Below are 16,799 nucleotides of genomic sequence, written 5' to 3' on the forward strand. Positions count from 1 at the left end.
GGAGCTCAGTCCTCTTCTTTCCAGCGGCGGTCGGCCTCGTCGGCCACCTTGGTCCGTTCCTCGGCTATCTCCAGCGCACGAGCAGCGGTCTGCTGGTCCGGGTACGGGCCCAGCCGGTCAGCGGCACGACAGCCCGACTTGGGCTCGACCTGCCGATGCTTCAGGCAGAAGTACCAACCTCCGCGGGCCATGCTTCGAGCCTCGCACGCGAACGCCGTGCTGTCACGCGCCGAGCGCCGGTTCGACCGAGATGTCGGAACGGGCGCCCACGATCGGTCACCAGGCAGGAGGAGGTGGTGGCGCGGCCGGCGGCCGGGCTCCCCGCGGTGGGATCGGGTCCAGGCAGGACACCAGGACCTGGAGGGCTTCCGGGTCGTCGATCCGGCGGCCGTCGCGCATCCGGTACTCCAGCTCACCGTCGTCGCCGACCTCGACGGTGCAGCCCACCTCCGCGAGCTGGTCGTCGTCGAGGTTGGCCAGCTGCTCGTAGCGGGACGGCACGACCCGGTAGACGGGCCACTGCACGTGCCCGAACGCCTGGTGGAACTCGGCGAGCAGGTTGCGCATCTGGTGCTGCCACGGCAGGGGCATCGCCTCGGCGAGCGACCGCGGTAACACCGCGTAGCCCGAGGAGCTCCCGGGCGGGGACTGGTTCAGGTAATCACCGAGCGGCGTGCTCGAGGCGGGCGGACCGGTCGGCCGCGGGATCGGGTCCGGCGTGAACATGAGCAACCCCCTCCGGTGTTCCAGCAGGCCGCCGCCATTGTTACCTAACGCGCACCTCCCGCGGCGGGCACCGCGCCGGGCGGCGCGGGCGTGTCCGCGACCGGCCGCACGACCGTCGGCAGCAACTGCCCGCCGTCCCACAGCTTCGTGACCTCGACCGACTCACCCGGCTGCGGCGCGTGGAGGAGCTGGTCGTCGCCGAGGTAGAGCCCGACGTGGTGAATTCCGCGCGGATCCCGGCCGTAGCCCCAGAACACGAGATCACCCGGTTGGGCCTGTGCCAGCGGCACGTGCACGCCGCCCTGGAAGTACTGGGTCTGCGAGTACTTGGGGATCTCGACGCCCGCCGCCTTCCACGCCTGCTGGGTGAGGCCCGAGCAGTCGAAGGCCGCCGGACCGGCCGCACCCCACACGTAGGGCTTTCCCAGCTGGCCCTTCGCGTACGACAGCGCCTGTTCGGCGAGCACGCTGGAACCGGGCAGGTCCTCGCAACCGGTGATGCCGGGGACGTCGCCCTGGACGCTGACCAAGTGCGCCGCCATCGGCTCCCAGCGGTGGTAGCGCAGCGGGAACGCGGAGCGCTCGACGCGCTGCGCGGCGGTGCCCGGCCGCAGCTCCTCCCACCCGGGGACGGCCAGCAGCACGTCGTAGAACTTGTTGATCTGGTAGTCGACGTCGGTGACCTGCGCGACCGAGCCCCAGCCCATCGAGGGCCGCATCTGGAAGATGCCCAGCGAGTCGCGATCGCCGTGGGCCACGTTGGCCAGGTTCGACTCGGTCTTGCCCGCCTGGATGGCGATCTGCCAGGCGCGCGGCGGAAGTCCGCGCTGCTTGCCGACGTCGATGATGCGCTTGGCGATCTGGACGGATTCGGGCTTGAGGGTGCGCGCGTCGCGCTCCCCGCGCCCGGCGCCGTCACCCCACGGTCCGAGGTCAGCGCTGCAGTTCGACCAGCCCTGGTTGCCGCCGCTGCCGCTGATCAGCATGGTCAGCGCCCCGAGGCCGATCATCCCTGCGAAACCCGCGAGCACGACGACGGCGACCACGAGCTTGCGCATGCGTCAGCCTTCCTTGTCGTACTGAGCCACCCGCCATCCGGCCGGGGTCTTGTTCACGGTCACGTTGAGCACCCCGATGTCGGTGGGCAGCCGCACGACCATCGAGCCCTCGGTCGAGCTCACCGCCGCAGGAGCGCCGGTGACCACGTTGCCCGCGTTCACCGGGTCCACGGTGGACAGCTCGCTGAGGAACTCGTCGGTGGTCAGCGGACGCAGCCCGTCCAGCCACTGCCGCCGTTCGGCGCCGACCGGGTGGTTCACCCAGGCCTCGCCCCACTTCTCGACGACCGCCACACCGGCGGGGTCCGGCGCGGTCGGCGTCGGTCCCGCCTGCGGCACGGAGATCGTCGGCGGCCGCTTCGGCGTGGGCACCACGGCGGAACGCTGCGGCGGGAGCTGGTAGCTCGTCGTCCGACCGCCACCGGCGGCCTCGTTGCGGCTCGGCGGCGGTTCGGGCAGCAGGAGTCCGACGACCGTCGCCGCCGCGCCCACCACGACCAGTGCGGCCGCCAGGTGCTTGGGCGAGCGCAGCGGCCAGCCCCAGAACCTGCGGTACACCGCGGCTCGCCCGCGGTGCGTCCGGATCGGCATCAGCTCCCCCTCGTCTGGTCGCCATCGGCCACCTCCAGCCCCCGGGAGGGCCGGTAGATCACGTGCACGGGACGGCCCTGCACGACCTCGCGGTCGGCGAGGCGCGGCGACTCGCCCACCGGCTGGTCCGACACCCGCTCCACCGTCGCGCGCGACGGGATCAACACCGGATCTTCGTCGTTCCCGTCCCACTTGGCATCCGCCACCGGGTTGGTATCAACCACCCGACTGGTCGCACGTGCCTCCGCGGCGCCCTGCGCACCGCCCGGCCGGCGCGGTGAAGCGCCGCCGGCGGGAAGGGCTCCGGCCGCGGCACCACCGTTCGAGGGGAGGGCGTCCGGCGCGGACGGGGCACCGTCCTCGCGGTCGAGCCGCTGCGCGACCGCGGGCAGCGCCGCCTCCGGGCGCCACCTGCGCGGCCGGTCGTCGTGGTCCTCGTCGACGTCGCTGTCGCGCAACTGCTCCCAGAACTCGCCACCGGCCGGGCTCTCGCCGCGACGGCCGAAGCGCGCGAAGACCCCGCCGGGTGCGCGAGGCGCCGCCCGGCCGACCGTGCCCACCGACAGCTCGACCATCTGGGTGAGCCGCCGGACGGGTTTGGCGATCAGCAGGAACACGATGGTGATCAGCGCCGCCAGCAGGATCTGGGTGAGCGCCGAGAAGCCCCGCGAGGGGTCGAAGATCCAGGTCAGGATCAGCGTGTGCAGGCCCGCCATCGCCGAGATCATCACGACGTTGAGCACCGCCGCGCCCGCCACCCGGCCGATCAGCCGCAAGATCTGGTGGTAGACGAGCGCGACCAGGCCGATCAGCGGCCCTGCCAGGATCAGCACCCGCAGCAGCACCTGCGCGAGCAGGATCGTGGCCTTGGCCAGCAGCTGGAAGGAGGCGTAGGAGAGCGACTGCACGCTGGCCAGCACGCCCGCGCCGACCCGGCTGCCATCGATGCCCTGGAAGTAGCCGTAGGAGCTGCCCATCTTGCCGGCGACGTCCTCGAACGCCTGCTTCTTGGGCTCCGGCGACCCGGCGTCGGCCCCGGCGTTGACCTCCTGCTTGGTCCAGGCCTGGGCGCGCAGCAGTTCCCGGCCCCACTGCTGGGCCTGCGGGGTGTCCGGCGATCCGAACTCACCGCGCAGCCAGTTGCGGTAGACGACCTGGTCGTGCAGCAGCGTCGGCAGCGCGTTCGCCTCGTCGACGCCGACCTCGTGCAGGAAACCGGCCTGCACCGCCGAGGTCCCGGTGATCACGATCTCGTCGAGCGCGTGCGTGTAGACCAGCGGCGTCAGGTAGGTCGCCGAAGCGAACCACAGGCCGGCCAGCGCCCACATGCCGCGCTTGCCGATGCTGGCCAGGTCGCCCTGCCAGATGTAGCGGAACAGCACCACCGCCAGCACCAGCGCGACCAAGCCGAACCAGGGCGCGAACACGCTGTCGTAGAGCGCGACCGTGCCGGTGGCGATCACCTCGTCCAGCGGGTCCATCAGGTCGCCGTTGAGCAGCGCGTAGTGCAGCCCGTTGGTGGCGCCCACCAGGTTCTTGGCGAGGTTGAACAGCTCGTTGCCGACCCAGGTGTCGACCATCGCCTCCGGGTGCGTCACACCCTGCGGGCCGCAGCCGAGGTCGTAGGTGTGCCAGACCAGACCGGCGTAGCCGACCTCGTCGTAGGCGCTGCCCGGGTTGCCCGCGCCCAGGGGCGCGGGGTCGAGCGCACCCACCATGCCCGAGCCGGGCCGCTCCGGGTTCGGCGCCTCCTTGCAGTCGAGGCCCTGGCCCCAGGCCGGGGCCGCCAGCAGCGACTGGAACGCCAGCACACCCGCGACCAGCAGGTAAGCCTTGCGGCGACGGGGCGTCAGCACCTCAGCCGAACGCGTCCGGCGGTTGATCACCAGCGTGGTGATCACCGCTGCCAGCGCAGCGGCGATCACCACCATGCCCAAGACCGCGCCGCTCACCGGGCGTCGTCCCCACCCCGCTCGCCCGGCCGGCGGGTCGAGCTCTCGGTGCCGTCATCGAAACCGATGCCGACGCTTTCGAGTTCGAACTCGTCGAACGCTTCGAAGTCGTCCCCGTAGTCGTCCTCAGCGGGGTTCAGCGCGGACGTGGTGGAGTCGGAGTTGGCGCCGTCCCCGTCGGGGGCGGGCGCCAGCGCCCGCGGTTCGCTGTCCGGCTCGGAAGCCGGGGTGGTGTCCAGCGATTCGCGCAGGTGCTCCAGGTGCGGGCCGGAGAAGTCGATGCGGATCTTCTCCACGCCGCCCGCGCCGTCGCCGAAGATGAACTGGCGCGGCGCGCGGTCCCGCTGCGTGGCGTTGCGGGCCGGGCCCGGCCGGCGACCCAGCGCCGAGACGACCTGCTCGTAGCCCGCGTCGACCGGCACCTTCAGCAGCTTCAACGCGTCGGCCTGCGCCTGCTCGTCGTCGAGCCGGCCGACGAACACCGAGTCCAGCAGGGACACGAAGCCCTGGATGCGCAAGAAGTCCGCCGGGATCTGACTGGACAGCAGCACTCGCACGTTCCACTTCCGGGAGTCACGAGCGAAGCGGTTCATCAGCACGCGGCCGGTCGGGACCTCGGAGAGGAAGAACGCCTCGTCGATCCAGACGCCCTTGCGCTCGCCCTTGGGCCGCTCGTAGATCGACCGCTGGGTCAGCCAGGCGGCGAGGTTGAGCATCTCCACGCCCAGCGCCTCGGCGTCGGTCCAGTGCTCGCGGCCGACGCCGTCCTTGGGCAGCGTCAGCCCGGCCATGGTCAGCACCGTGAGCCGGTCGTCGCGGGTCTCGGAGTAGGGGTCGGCGTCGTTCTCCGGGATGAGCAGCGCCATCCGCTCCCGGATCTCGTCGAGGAAGTCGGCGACGACGACCGCGTGCTCGTGGTGCTCGCTGGCGTCGCGGCGCAGCGCCTCGAAGACCATGCCCGGGTGCGCGTCGACCCGCCCGCCGACGGCGCGAACCGCGCGCAGCAGCACGATCCGCGTCTGCGGCAACTTCGCCACCTCGTAGGGCAGCAGGCCGGTGAGCACGTCGAGCACCAGGCGCCGCCGGGTGGCGGCGGCCAGCGCACGCTCCCGGCGCCAGCCCCGCTCCGGGTCGTCCTCGTCGACGAAGTGCTCCAGCTCCGGCTCGGCGACCACCCGGTACGGGTTGAGGATGCCGGGCTGGGCGTTGAGCAGGTTGATGTTGCGGGCGTAGGGCTTGATCTCCGGCAGGTTGCACAGCTCGGCGAGCGGACCCGACGGGTCCAGCAGCGTCCAGTGCGCCCCGGAGCGCAACGTCTTGTAGACGATGCCGCCGCCGAGGAACGACTTGCCGCCACCGAGACCGGCGACCATCGCGGTGAGGCCGGAGGCGTCGCGGACCTCCTGCGCCATCCACGGGTCCCAGGCGACCGGGCGCCGGGTGGCGGTGCAGGTCTCGCCGAGCAGGATGCCGCGGCGGTCACCGACCTCGGCGGTCGCCTGCGGCACCGCCGACGCCGCCCACACCACGGAACCGCGGCGCAGGTAAGCGGTGTTCGCCAGCGGCTCACCGGGGATGAACTCGCGCGCCATCGCGTACTGCGCCTCGGGGTGCTCGATGGCGACCTTCGGCTTGTACAGGTCGAGGATCTGCTGGGCGAGCCGCAGCGCGTCGCGCTCGGTGGGGCCGGACACCGCCAACCGCCACCAGGACTTGACCCGGGTGGCCAGGGCGGTGAAGCCGGAGGTCATCTCGTCGTCGATCTCCAGCACTCGGCTCGCCTGGCGGGCCAGCGAGGTCGGCGGCTCCAGGCCGTGCTCCTCGGTGTAGTGCCGGACCTGGGAGCGGACCTTGTTCATCTGCCGCTGCAGTTCGCCACCGACGTCCTCGGGGCGCCGCACGTAGATCCGCGCCGACCACTCCACCGGCGCGGGCAGACGGTCGGAGTGCTGCATCCACGGGTCGTCTATCTCCGGGATCTGCAAGCCGTGCGTCTGGCCCACGGTCAGCACCGCGACGTGCCGGGTGACGCCGGCGTTGGACCCGGTCCGCCCGCGCACGGTCACCGTCGGGGCGTACGGGTCCTGGTGCATGTCGGAGGCGTCGGTGAACGACGCGAGGTCCTCGGGTTCCCACGGGGCGCCGGGCACGGCGGGGAGGTTGCGCGGCGCGGGCAGGCCCAACGAGCAGGACCGGTGCATCAGCCAGGAGACCTCCTCGGCGGTCACCGGGCGACCGTCCAGCCCGGCGGAGCCGATCACCTGGTCGAGGTGCTCGATCTCGCTGTCGAGCGCGAGGAGTTCGGCGTCGACGGCCTCCGGGAAGACCTTCTGCAGCAGCGGCGCGGCGCGCTCGACGGCGCGGTCCACGACGTTGCGGGTCTGCACCTGGACGCCGAGGTAGACCTCCTTCTCCGCCATGGAGCGGCCCATCAGCTGCTGCTGCTCGCCGACCATGTAGTCGTCGAAGCTCAGCGTGCCCTCGGTGTCGGGCAGCGGGTTGCGCGCGTTGTGCACGTGCGCTTCGGCCCACATCCGGATCGGGTAAGGCCGGTTGGTCACCCGCAGGTGCAGCCAACGCCCCTGCAGTTCCGAGTACTGGCCTGCGATGGCCGCGATGAGGTCCTGCCGCTGCGAGTCGGAGCGGAAGGACCAGCGCTGCGGGGAGAGCCGGTACCAGGCGAAGACGTCCTGGCCGGTGCGCAGCAGGTGCCCGTCGATGGTGCGCGCGGCGATCGACGGGGTGTAGGTCGGGATCGACTGCTCGTCGCCCAGGCCTCGCGCGCGCTTGCGCGGCTTGCCGCTGCCCTTGGCACCGCGGACCTTGCCGCTGGAGCCACGGGGTACCTGCTGCGGCTGCTGCTCACCGCCTCGACGGCGACCGAACACCGCGAACCTCCTTGCTACGCGTGCGCCTGCTTCCGACCTGCTGGGTCCGGGTGGTGCGCGGCTGCTGCTGCGCCTGCCGGCCCTCTTGCCTGCGTGCTTGCGACTGCCGCTGGGTCTGCCGCTGGGCTTGCCCCTGCCGCGCTCGACCGCGGCGGGGACGCTTGTTCTTGGGCACGGGACGACGCCGGCGCACCCGGACCCGGGCGGCGCTGGCCGCTCCGCCGGTGGCCTGCGACTTCTCGCGGGGGGCCGTCAGCTCTCGCATCCACATCTGCATCACCGCGCCGAGCGGGCGCTCGTGCCCGATCTTGGCGCAGATCAGCCGAGTCAGCGCGACGGTGATGACCAGCGCCCACGCCGTGGAGAAGAAGCCGAAGCCGATGTTCATCCGTCGTTCGACGGCGAGGACGAGCAGGAACACGACCGTGCCGACGCCCCACGCCACGTAGCGGGCACGCCAGGGGAAGGTCGCCTTCGGCGGGCCGAGCCAGACGGCGTCCACCCGGTAAACCTCGTCATCGGTGCGTATTCGCACTGAGCATCACCCGTTGGTGCTGAAGAGCTGAGCGATGAAGGTGCCGATGTCGATGCCCGCGTTGGTGACGGCGATGCCGACGATGGCCAGCGCGACCAGCACACCGCCGAGTCGGCGCATCACGCCGGCGTTGTCGCCCTTGCCGCCGCCGAGCCACAGCAGCAGGATCGCGACGGTCAGCAGCAGCAGCGGTAGCAGGTTGTTCAGGATCCAACCGCGAATGCCTTCGGTGCCCAGCTGAGTCTGCTGCGCGAGTACGTCCAGGTGCGCCAGTGTTTCCAGCGGCATGGCGGTCATCTCTTTACCCCTGATTGCGCGGAGTGTCGGCGGGCCGGTACCTCAACGCGTGGCGGTGATCCGCAACGCGCCGGTACGAGTAGAACATGACATGGTCACCAGAAGTAGTGGTTGCGAGCTCGGGTGTGGCGGGTTGCAGCGCGGCGCGACAGCGGGCATCACGCGGCGCATCGGCCGTTCGAGCGGGCGACCACGGGCTGGTGATCGCGGAATCGGCGCTCAGGAGGCCGGTTTCGAGCCTGGATCTCGTGGCTGTTCACCCGCTTGCGAGCCCCTTCGTAACGCACCGTGAACATCGCGGTGGTCCAGTGGATTTCCGCACACCGCGCCAGGAAGCACCCGACTGGATCACTCGACGTGATCGCCGAACCCGGAGGGACGAGGTGATCTTGACGCGCACGGCTCAGGGTAACGCCCGCGGCACGGGCGGTTCTCGTCAGGGCATGGGTTCCGCCACCTAGGCCGCGAGGCCGAAAACCGCTGCGACGAACGGAGTAGTGCGAAGCGCCGGACGTCGCCGGAGGCGCGCACCGCCGGACGCGGAGGGTCCTGGGGAACGTCCTCGGAGGAGGGAGCGGAAGAGTCGGTCTGTAAGCCGGATTCTGTTCCCGGCGGTCTTGCGACCGACCGTTCAGCGACCATCTATCTAGGCCCGCCGTCACCGACGAGCTCGTGCGGCCTACCCGCGAACCTCGGGCGAGCAACCCTCGAACGTCCGCGCGGGCGTCGGAACGCCCATCTTGGCCTTGCTCCGGGTGGGGTTTACCGAGCCACCCCGGTCACCCGGGGTGCTGGTGGTCTCTTGCACCACCCTTTCACCCTTACCCGGCGCGCGAACGCCGGGCGGTCTGCTTTCTGTGGCACTTTCCCGCGGGTCGCCCCGGGTTGCTGTTAGCAACCACCCTGCTCTGTGGAGTCCGGACTTTCCTCGACGGGTCGGAGCCCGCCGCGGCCGCTCAACCGGCTCTTCCGCACCAGCGATCCTACCGCCGCACCGCTACCCCTTCCGCCGAGCCCCGCCCCCACCGTCGGCCAGGCGGCCCGGGGCCCAGCCCGCGCGTTCTCCACCCGCGAGCGACCTGCGGGGAGCGCGCCCAGCGGCTGTTCGAGATCACGACGGGAGCCACTCCGTTCAGCACCCACCCCGCACCCGCACCGCGCAGGCGCCTTCGAAGTTCGCGCGAACTTCGACCGTCCAACTTCGCGCGAATGGGGAACGGGGGCTCAGACGGCACCGCGCAGGGGTGTCCACCGCCGTGGGCTGTCCATCGGCCCTTGACGAGGACAGCGGTGCCGCCTGCGACGTGCTCGAGTCGCGGATCCCGGGCTACGTGCTCGAGTCGCGGATCCCGGGCTACGTGCTCGAGTCGCGGATCCCGGGCTACGTGCTCGAGTCGCGGATCCCGGGAGACGTGCTCTAGTCGCGGTGCTCGGAGTTCAGACGTCTGAGTTCCGGTCCCCGCACACTTGAGCAGGCCCGAGGGCCTCCCCCGGTCAGGCCCAGTGGGAGATGTCGTTGACGAGCCGCACGGAGGCGTTGCCGTCGGGGTAGAACTCCACGATGGACAGCGAGGCGAGGTCGAGGTGCATCCGGTAGAAGACCTCCGGCCCGACGCCCAAGCCGATCCGCAGCAGGGACTTGATCGGGGTCACGTGGCTGACGACGACGATCGTCCCGCCCGCGTGCCGCTCGACGAGGTCGTCGCGAGCCGCGGCGACCCGCTCGTGGACGGCGGCCAGGCTCTCCCCACCCGGCGGCACGACGGTCGGGTCACCGATCCACTTGCGGTGCACGTCGGGGTACCGTTCCGCGGCTTCGAGGAAGGTCAGCCCCTCCCACTCTCCGAAGTCGGTCTCCAGCAGGCCGTCGTGCAGTTCGAGCTCACCGCCGGTGGCGTCCGCGACGGCCTGAGCGCTCTGCCGGGCGCGGGTGAGCGGCGAGGTGATGATCGGTGCCGGCCCGTCGTCGGTGACGACGCCGTCCATGGCCGCGAGCCGCTTGGCGGCGGCGTGGACCTGCCGCTCCCCCAGCTCGGTGAGCTCGACGTCTCCGCGACCGGAGTAGCGCCGGTCGACGGACATGGCGGTCTGGCCGTGCCGCAGCAGCAACATCCTCACCGGGGCACCGCGGAGGTCCTGCCAGCCCGCGGGGCTGGTCCGGGCTGCGGCGCCCTCGGCCTCCGAGACCGGGTCGGGGTCGTCCGCGGGCGGGTGGGAGTCGACGGTGCGCCCGTCCATCGCGTCGTTGGCGAGCTGGTCGGCGGCCGAGTTCTCGGCGCGCGGGATCCACTCGTAGTCGACGCGCTCGAAGTCGGCGGCGAGCTCCCGGGCGACGGCGTGGAGCGGCTGGAGGTTGGCGTGCTTGACCCGCCAGCGCCCGGCCATCTGCTCGATGACCAGCTTGGAGTCCATCCGCACCGACACGTCGGTGGCGCCGAGTTCGTGAGCGGCGCGCAGCCCGGCGATCAGGCCCTGGTACTCGGCGACGTTGTTGGTGGTCTCGCCGAGACCGAGGGCGCGTTCGGCGAGGACGGCGCGGGTGTCGGCGTCGAGCACCACCGCGCCGCAGCCGGCCGGCCCCGGGTTGCCGCGCGATCCGCCGTCCGCTTCGACGATGACTCTCACTTGTTCTCCCGCACCATGATCGCGCCGCACTCCTCGCAGCGGACCACGTCGTCGGGGGCTGCTTCGCGGACCTCGTTGAGGGCGTGCCGGTCGAGTTCGATGCGGCAGGCGCCGCAGCGCGAGCCCTGCAGCAGTCCGACGCCCACGCCGCGCTGGCCGCGGACCCGCTCGTAGAGGGCGACGAGGTCGTCCGGCAGCGCCTTGACGAGGACCTCGCGCTCGTGCTGCTTGCGGGTCTCGGCGACCTCGAGCTCGTGGAGCGCCTCGTCGCGGCGGGCCTGGACGTCGGCGAGCCGCTGCTCGGCCTCGGTGACGGCCTCGCGGGACTTGGTCACGTTGGTCTCCAGCGCCTCGCGCTGCTCCATGACCTCGAGCTGCTCGTCCTCCAGGACCGCCTGCCTGCGCTCGAGGGTCTGCAGCTCGTGCTCGAGCTCCTCCTGCTGCTTGGCGGGCCCGCCGGCGGCCATCAGCTCGCGGTCGCGCGTTTCGCGCTTGCGAACGTTGTCGACCTCGGTCTCCAGGCGCTTGACCTCCCGGTCGAGGTCGTTGAACGCCGTCTGGGCCACCACGAGCTCGTCGCGCTTGGTCTGGACCTCTCGCTCGGCCTCACCGATCTGCTCGAGTTCCGGCAACGTGCGCCTGCGGTGGACGACGCGGTTGAGCTCCGCGTCGGCATCCGCGAGGTCGAGCAGCCGTCGTTGAACGGCGGGGTCGGCTTTCACGCGAGCGCCCTCCCTGGGTCTGGGGTCGCACCGGCGTGCACGGTCCACGGGTCGGTGCGTCGGGTGGAAACGAGGACTTCGACTGTATCCGGCAGCGCGGCGGACACGAGGTCCGCGGCCTGCTGGCACCACGGCCACTCGCTGGCCCAGTGCGCCACGTCGACCAGCGCGGGCACCGACGCGCCGGGCACGTCGGCCTGGGCGAGGTGCTCACCGGCCGGGTGGTGGCGCAGGTCGGCGGTGACGTAGGCGTCGACACCGGCTTCGGCGGCGGCGCTCAGGAACGAGTCGCCCGCGCCCCCGCAGACGGCGACGCGGCGGATCTCGCGGTCCGGATCACCGGCGCCGCGCACGCCCCACGCGGTGGTGGGCAGGCCGTCGGCGACGCGGCGGACGAACGCGCTGAACGGTTCGGCCGCCGGGAGTTCGCCGATCCGGCCGAGCCCGGTCTCGGCGTCCGGAGCGGTGGGCATCAGCGGCCGGGTCGCGCTCAGGCCGAGGGCACCGGCGAGCGCGTCGGACACGCCCGGCTTCGCCTTGTCGGCGTTGGTGTGCGCGCAGTAGAGCCCGATGCCGGCGCGGATCAGCCGGTGCACGACGCGTCCCTTGTGGTCGTCGGCGGGCACGCCGTGCACGCCGCGCAGCAGCAGCGGGTGGTGCGAGACGAGCAGCTGGGCCCCGAAGTCGATGGCCTCGTCCACGGTCGCCTCGATCGGGTCGACGCAGAACACCACGCGCTGGACGACCGAGTCGGGGTCGCCGCACACCAGGCCGACGGCGTCCCAGTCCTCGGCGAGCTCGGTGGGGTACGCCTTCTCCAGCGCACCGATCACGTCCCGGATCCGCACTGCCTCACCCACGTTCCACAACATCTTTCAGAGCCTTGACGAACAACGAGTTCTGCTCCGGGTCCCGCACCGCGATCCGGAGGTGGTCGGTGTCGAGACCGGGGAAGGTGTCGCCCCGGCGCACCGCGATGCCGCGTTCCCGCAGCGCTGCGCGCACCTGCTCCCCGCCGGGCACCCGCAGCAGCAGGAACGGGGCCTCGGCGGAGCGCACGACCTCGACGCCGGGCAGGCCGGTGAGCTCGGCGAGCAGTCCGGCCCGGTGCTCGGTGAACTCCGCTGCGGCGCGCTGCGATTCGGCGATCGCGGGCGGCTCGCAGCAAGCCTGCACCGCGGTGAGCACCAGCGAGTTGACCGGCCAGTGCGGGCGGTAGCGGCCCAGCTCGGCCAGCACGGCCGGGTCGCCGAGGGCGTAGCCGGCGCGCAGACCGGGCAGGCCCCACATCTTGGTGAGGCTGCGCAGCACCAGCAGACCCGGTTCGGCGAGGTGCGCCACGGATTCGCGTTCGCCGGGGACGGTGTCGATGAAGGCCTCGTCGACGACCACCACCCGGCCGGGCCGCAGCAGCTTCCGGACCTCCTCGGCGGGGTGCAGCACCGAGGTCGGGTTGGTGGGGTTGCCGAGCACGACCAGGTCGGCCTCGTCGGGGACCTGCTCGGCCCGCAGGCGGTAGCCGTCGGACGCGTCGAGGAGGACCCGTTCGACCGGCACCTCGGCGTTGCGCAGGGCGAGCTCGGGCTCGGTGAACGACGGGTGGACCAGCGCGGCCAGTTCCGGGCGCAGGGAGGGCAGCAGCGCGAAGCCCTCGGCGGCCCCGGCCAGCACCAGCACCTCGTCCGGCCGCCGGTCGTGCCTGGCAGCGACGGCGCAGCGAGCGGCCTCGTCGGCGTCGGCCGACGGGTAGGAGCCGAGGTCGTCGAGGACGTCGGCCAGTCGCGCGCGCAACCACGCCGGTGGCCGGTCGAGCCGCACGTTGACCGCGAAGTCGGTGAGCCCGCGCGCCGCGTCCACGTCGCCGTGGTGGCGCAACAGTTCTCGATCGTCCCCGCTCATCGTGGGCAGTTTAAACGTCCACGTCGGATCGCTTCAGGGTGCCGGGGATCCGTACCCTCGGTGGACGTGCATGTGTCTTTCATCTGTACGGGCAACATCTGCCGTTCGCCGATGGCCGCGCTGATCTTCTCCGAGGAGCTGCGCCGAGCCGGCCTGGACTCGCAGGTCCGGGTCTCCAGCGCCGGCACCGGGCCGTGGCACGTCGGTGAGCCGGCCGACCCGCGCACCGAGAAGGTGCTGGCCGCGAACGACTACCCCACCGACCACGTCGCCGCGCAGGTCGACGAGCGGCACCTGAGCGCGGACCTGCTCGTCGCGATGGACGAGAGCCACCTGCGGGCGGTCCGGCGGCTGGCCGACGATCCGGACAAGGTCCGGCTGCTGCGCTCGTTCGACCCGGACGCCGACGGCACCGAGGTGCCCGATCCGTACTACGGCGGACCGAACGGCTTCGAGGAGGTCCTGGCGATGGTCGAGGCCGCGATGCCGGGCCTGCTGGCCCACGTGCGGGAGCAGCTGTGATCGCCGACGAGGTCGCCCGGATCACCGGACGCCCGGTCGCCGAGGCGCGGCGGCTCGCCGGCGGTGACACGGCGGCGGCCTTCGCGGTCCGGCTCGCGGACGGCGCCGAGGTGTTCGCCAAGTCGATCTCGCCGTCGATGCCGGGTGCGGCCGCCGCGGAAGCGGCGTCGCTGCGGTGGCTGGCCGAGCCGGGGGTCGTGGCGGTGCCGGAGGTCTTCGGCGACGGCGAGGGCGTGCTGGTCACCGAGCACGTCGCCTCCGGGTCCCCGTCGGCTCGGGCCGCCGAGGAGCTGGGACGCGGGCTCGCGCGCTTGCACGCCGCCGGGGCTCCCGCGTTCGGCAGCGCTCCGCCCGGTGGGCCCGCGGACGCGTGGATCGGGCTGGCGCCGATGCGCAACGAGCCCGAAGAGGACTGGCCGACGTTCTACGCGCGGCACCGCGTGCAGCCCTACGTCCGCCGCGCGGTGGACGAGGGGGTGCTCAACGCGGACTCGGCCCGGGTGCTGGACCAGGTGTGCGAGGCGCTCGCCGATCTCGCTGGTCCCGCCGAGCCACCGGCGCGGCTGCACGGCGACCTGTGGAGCGGGAACGTGCACTGGGGCGAGGACCGGGCGTGGTTGATCGACCCGGCCGCGCACGGGGGCCACCGGGAGACCGACCTGGCGATGCTGCACCTGTTCGGCTGCCCGCAGCTGGACCGGATCGTCGCGGCGTACACCGAGGTCCACCCGCTGGCGGAAGGCTGGCGGGACCGCATCGCGCTGCACCAGCTGTTCCCGCTGCTGGTCCACGCGGTGCTGTTCGGCTACGGCTACTCAGCGCAGGCCACGGCGGCTGCGCGGAGGGCGCTCGCGTCACACTGAGACGGGGTCTCAGTTCCGGCGCAGGCCACGCGGCCTACCGTGGGGGTGTGCGTCTCAAGTTCTTGCTGCGGCCCGGGTGGCTGGGTGCGATCGCGCTGGTCGTGGTGTTCGCTGGGCTGTGCTTCACCACGCTCGCGCCGTGGCAGTTCGGGCGCAGCGAGGAGACCGAGACCCGCAACCAGGCCATCGCGGAGTCCTTCCACGCCGCGCCGAAGCCGCTCGACGAGGTGCTGCCCGCCGGACGGGCTCCCGACGTCAGCACCGAGTGGTCGCAGGTGGTGCTGACCGGCGAGTACGTGCCCTCGGCCGAGACGCTGGCCTGGCAGCGCACCGTGCTCGGCGAGCCCGCGTTCGAGGTGCTCACCCCGTTCCGGCTGCAGGACGGGACGACGGTGCTGGTTGACCGGGGCTTCGTGCGCCCGGTGAACGGCACGCAGGCCCCCGCCTACGCCACCCCACCTCCGGGGCCGGTGACGATCACCGCGCGGATCCGGGCCGATGAGACCGACAGCAAGCAGCGCCCGCTGTTCGACCACGACGGCCACCGCTGGACCTACGCGGTCAACTCGGGAACCGTCGCCGAGGGCACCGGCCTCCCGCTGCGTCCGGGCTACCTCGCGCTGACCGAGGGGCAGCCGGGCGTGCTGGGCGCACTGCCGCTGCCGCGGCTGGAGTCGGGGCCGTACTTCTCCTACGCGCTGCAGTGGATCGCGTTCGGCGTGATGGCGATCATCGCCATCAGCTACCTCATGTACACCGAGCTCCGGCCGGAGGCGGCCCCGGCCTGGCGCCGTGACACCGGCAGCGCGGGCGCCGGGGGAGCCCCGGCGAAGCGGCGCAAGCTGTCCGTCGCCGAAGCCATCGCCGAGGAGGAGCGCCGCGAAGCCGAGGAGCGGGGCGAGGCGAACTCCCTCCACCACCCCGGCGGCTGACCGAGCTCAGCACCTCCCTGGGCGCCGCCCGTCCACCTCGGGCCGGGGGACGGTCCCGTGGGAACCGGCACCCCCGCGGACCGCGGCGACCAGCCCTCGGAACGGCGCGGGCGGAGCTGTGGTGGGTCAGCGGCGGCGGAGGAGGGCTGCCGCGGCGGCGGTGGCCCCGGTGACCGCGCCGATCAGCCGGGAGAGCTCGACGCTGCGGGTGACGTCACCGGCGTCGGCGGTGCGGCCCTCGCCCATGATCGGGCGCTGCTCGGTGACGTGACCGTAGGTCGTCCGCCCGCCGAGCCGGATCTCCAGCGCGCCCGCGAAAGCGGCCTCGACCTGCCCGGCGTTCGGGCTGGGGTGGGCGGCCGCGTCCCGCCGCCAGGTGCGCCACGCTCCGCCTCCGGAGCCGCCGACGACCGGGGCGCAGGCGGCGGTGAGCACGGCGGCGAACCGGGACGGCACGAGGTTGAGCAGGTCGTCGAGCCGGGCGGAGGCCCAGCCGAACTCGCGGTAGCGGGGCGAGCGGTGGCCCACCATCGCGTCGAGGGTGTTGGCCGCGCGGTAGGCCACCAGTCCGGGGATGCCGGCGACGGCGCCCCACACCAGCGGGGCCACGACGGCGTCGGAGGTGTTCTCGGCGATGGACTCGACAGTCGCGCGGGCCAGCCCCTGCCCGTCGAGGACGGCGGCATCGCGGCCGCACAGGTTGCCCAGGCGGGAGCGAGCGGACTCGACCTCACCGGCGTCGAGCAGCCGTGCCATCGCCGTGCCCTCGTCGGCCAACGACGCGCCCCCGAGCACCGCCCACGTGACCACGCCGGTCGCAGCTGCTTCCAGGACCGGGCTGCGGCGGGCGGCGCGCTGCACCAGCGCGCCGAGCGCGGCCGCACCGCCCACGAGCGCCCCGGTGTAGACGACCCCGGCGGAGCGCCGGTGCTGGTGGAGCGGCTTCTCCAGCGCCTGGGCGACGCGTCCGAACACGGCGACCGGATGTCCGCGCCTGGGGTCGCCCAACGCCGCGTCCGCCGCCACGCCGAGCAGCAACCCGACGGCTCGTCCCGCGCTCACCCGCACCTCCACCTGCCGAAAAGACGATCTCGGACAACTCGGAAACAGCACCGCACGCTACCGCGAGACCGGGTGTGACCGATCACGGCATCCCGCGTGACCGGCTGTGTCCGGGCGACGGGATATC

The 16,799-nt window shown here is 72.5% G+C and carries 17 protein-coding genes and 1 other RNA gene; 4 read left to right on the plus strand and 14 right to left on the minus strand.

Features of this window, described 5'->3' with window-relative positions:
* Positions 1–5: 5 nt before the first annotated feature.
* The 9 genes from EIL87_RS03495 to rnpB form a co-directional block, all read right to left on the minus strand.
* The gene (locus EIL87_RS03495) at positions 6–191 is read right to left on the minus strand and encodes a hypothetical protein (protein WP_125088695.1); all 186 of its coding nucleotides are present in this window, start codon (positions 189–191) and stop codon (positions 6–8) included.
* Positions 192–276: 85 nt separating this feature from the next.
* Entirely contained in the window at positions 277–726 is a 450-nt protein-coding gene (locus EIL87_RS03500) for a hypothetical protein (RefSeq protein WP_125088696.1), read from the minus strand.
* 44 nt (positions 727–770) lie between these two features.
* The gene (locus EIL87_RS03505) at positions 771–1,784 is read right to left on the minus strand and encodes a C40 family peptidase (RefSeq protein ID WP_125088697.1); all 1,014 of its coding nucleotides are present in this window, start codon (positions 1,782–1,784) and stop codon (positions 771–773) included.
* 3 nt (positions 1,785–1,787) lie between these two features.
* Positions 1,788–2,375: a hypothetical protein gene (locus EIL87_RS03510; RefSeq protein WP_125088698.1), complete on the minus strand. Its 588-nt coding sequence runs from the start codon at positions 2,373–2,375 to the stop codon at positions 1,788–1,790.
* Positions 2,375–4,327, minus strand: coding sequence for a hypothetical protein (locus EIL87_RS03515; protein ID WP_233575996.1), 1,953 nt, complete (start codon positions 4,325–4,327; stop codon positions 2,375–2,377). Before EIL87_RS03515 ends, EIL87_RS03510 begins: the two co-directional genes overlap by 1 nt.
* The gene (locus EIL87_RS03520) at positions 4,324–7,215 is read right to left on the minus strand and encodes an ATP-binding protein (protein ID WP_407690510.1); all 2,892 of its coding nucleotides are present in this window, start codon (positions 7,213–7,215) and stop codon (positions 4,324–4,326) included. The genes EIL87_RS03515 and EIL87_RS03520 overlap by 4 nt, the downstream gene beginning before the upstream one ends.
* Positions 7,190–7,750, minus strand: a complete 561-nt coding sequence (locus tag EIL87_RS03525; protein ID WP_125088699.1) for a hypothetical protein — start codon at positions 7,748–7,750, stop codon at positions 7,190–7,192. The genes EIL87_RS03520 and EIL87_RS03525 overlap by 26 nt, the downstream gene beginning before the upstream one ends.
* 6 nt (positions 7,751–7,756) lie before the next feature.
* Positions 7,757–8,047: a hypothetical protein gene (locus tag EIL87_RS03530; RefSeq protein ID WP_125088700.1), complete on the minus strand. Its 291-nt coding sequence runs from the start codon at positions 8,045–8,047 to the stop codon at positions 7,757–7,759.
* A gap of 575 nt (positions 8,048–8,622) precedes the next feature.
* An RNA gene (gene rnpB / locus EIL87_RS03535) (RNase P RNA component class A) lies at positions 8,623–9,015 on the minus strand.
* Between the two features lie 276 nt (positions 9,016–9,291).
* Here rnpB and EIL87_RS26720 point away from each other — a divergent pair.
* Complete coding sequence (locus EIL87_RS26720) at positions 9,292–9,468, plus strand: hypothetical protein (protein WP_158628574.1); 177 nt, start codon at positions 9,292–9,294, stop codon at positions 9,466–9,468.
* Positions 9,469–9,541: 73 nt separating this feature from the next.
* Here EIL87_RS26720 and EIL87_RS03540 read toward each other — a convergent pair whose 3' ends face one another.
* From EIL87_RS03540 to cobC, 4 genes are read right to left on the minus strand one after another with little or no spacing between them, the layout of a single operon-like run.
* Positions 9,542–10,672, minus strand: a complete 1,131-nt coding sequence (locus tag EIL87_RS03540; RefSeq protein ID WP_125088701.1) for a bifunctional RNase H/acid phosphatase — start codon at positions 10,670–10,672, stop codon at positions 9,542–9,544.
* Positions 10,669–11,394 carry a zinc ribbon domain-containing protein gene (locus EIL87_RS03545; protein WP_125088702.1) on the minus strand — a complete coding sequence of 242 codons (726 nt, stop codon included), beginning with the start codon at positions 11,392–11,394 and terminating at the stop codon, positions 10,669–10,671. Before EIL87_RS03545 ends, EIL87_RS03540 begins: the two co-directional genes overlap by 4 nt.
* Positions 11,391–12,266, minus strand: a complete 876-nt coding sequence (locus EIL87_RS03550) for a Nif3-like dinuclear metal center hexameric protein (RefSeq protein ID WP_125088703.1) — start codon at positions 12,264–12,266, stop codon at positions 11,391–11,393. Before EIL87_RS03550 ends, EIL87_RS03545 begins: the two co-directional genes overlap by 4 nt.
* Entirely contained in the window at positions 12,247–13,293 is a 1,047-nt protein-coding gene (gene cobC / locus EIL87_RS03555) for an Rv2231c family pyridoxal phosphate-dependent protein CobC (protein ID WP_125088704.1), read from the minus strand. The genes EIL87_RS03550 and cobC overlap by 20 nt, the downstream gene beginning before the upstream one ends.
* Before the next feature lie 66 nt (positions 13,294–13,359).
* Here cobC and EIL87_RS03560 point away from each other — a divergent pair, with 66 nt between their 5' ends.
* Genes EIL87_RS03560 through EIL87_RS03570 form a run of 3 tightly spaced genes read left to right on the plus strand, consistent with a single transcriptional unit; the run spans position 13,360 to position 15,610 of the window.
* Positions 13,360–13,815 carry a low molecular weight protein-tyrosine-phosphatase gene (locus tag EIL87_RS03560; RefSeq protein WP_125088705.1) on the plus strand — a complete coding sequence of 152 codons (456 nt, stop codon included), beginning with the start codon at positions 13,360–13,362 and terminating at the stop codon, positions 13,813–13,815.
* Positions 13,815–14,678: a fructosamine kinase family protein gene (locus tag EIL87_RS03565; protein ID WP_199740252.1), complete on the plus strand. Its 864-nt coding sequence runs from the start codon at positions 13,815–13,817 to the stop codon at positions 14,676–14,678. Before EIL87_RS03560 ends, EIL87_RS03565 begins: the two co-directional genes overlap by 1 nt.
* Positions 14,679–14,725: 47 nt before the next feature.
* The gene (locus EIL87_RS03570; RefSeq protein ID WP_125088707.1) at positions 14,726–15,610 is read left to right on the plus strand and encodes an SURF1 family cytochrome oxidase biogenesis protein; all 885 of its coding nucleotides are present in this window, start codon (positions 14,726–14,728) and stop codon (positions 15,608–15,610) included.
* A 126-nt stretch (positions 15,611–15,736) separates the two neighbouring features.
* On the opposite strand, the gene EIL87_RS03575 is transcribed toward EIL87_RS03570, so the two are convergent.
* The gene (locus tag EIL87_RS03575) at positions 15,737–16,672 is read right to left on the minus strand and encodes a cobalamin biosynthesis protein (protein WP_125088708.1); all 936 of its coding nucleotides are present in this window, start codon (positions 16,670–16,672) and stop codon (positions 15,737–15,739) included.
* Positions 16,673–16,799 lie beyond the last annotated feature (127 nt).

The organism is Saccharopolyspora rhizosphaerae (assembly GCF_003931915.1).
Classification (GTDB): Bacteria; Actinomycetota; Actinomycetes; order Mycobacteriales; family Pseudonocardiaceae; genus Saccharopolyspora; species Saccharopolyspora rhizosphaerae.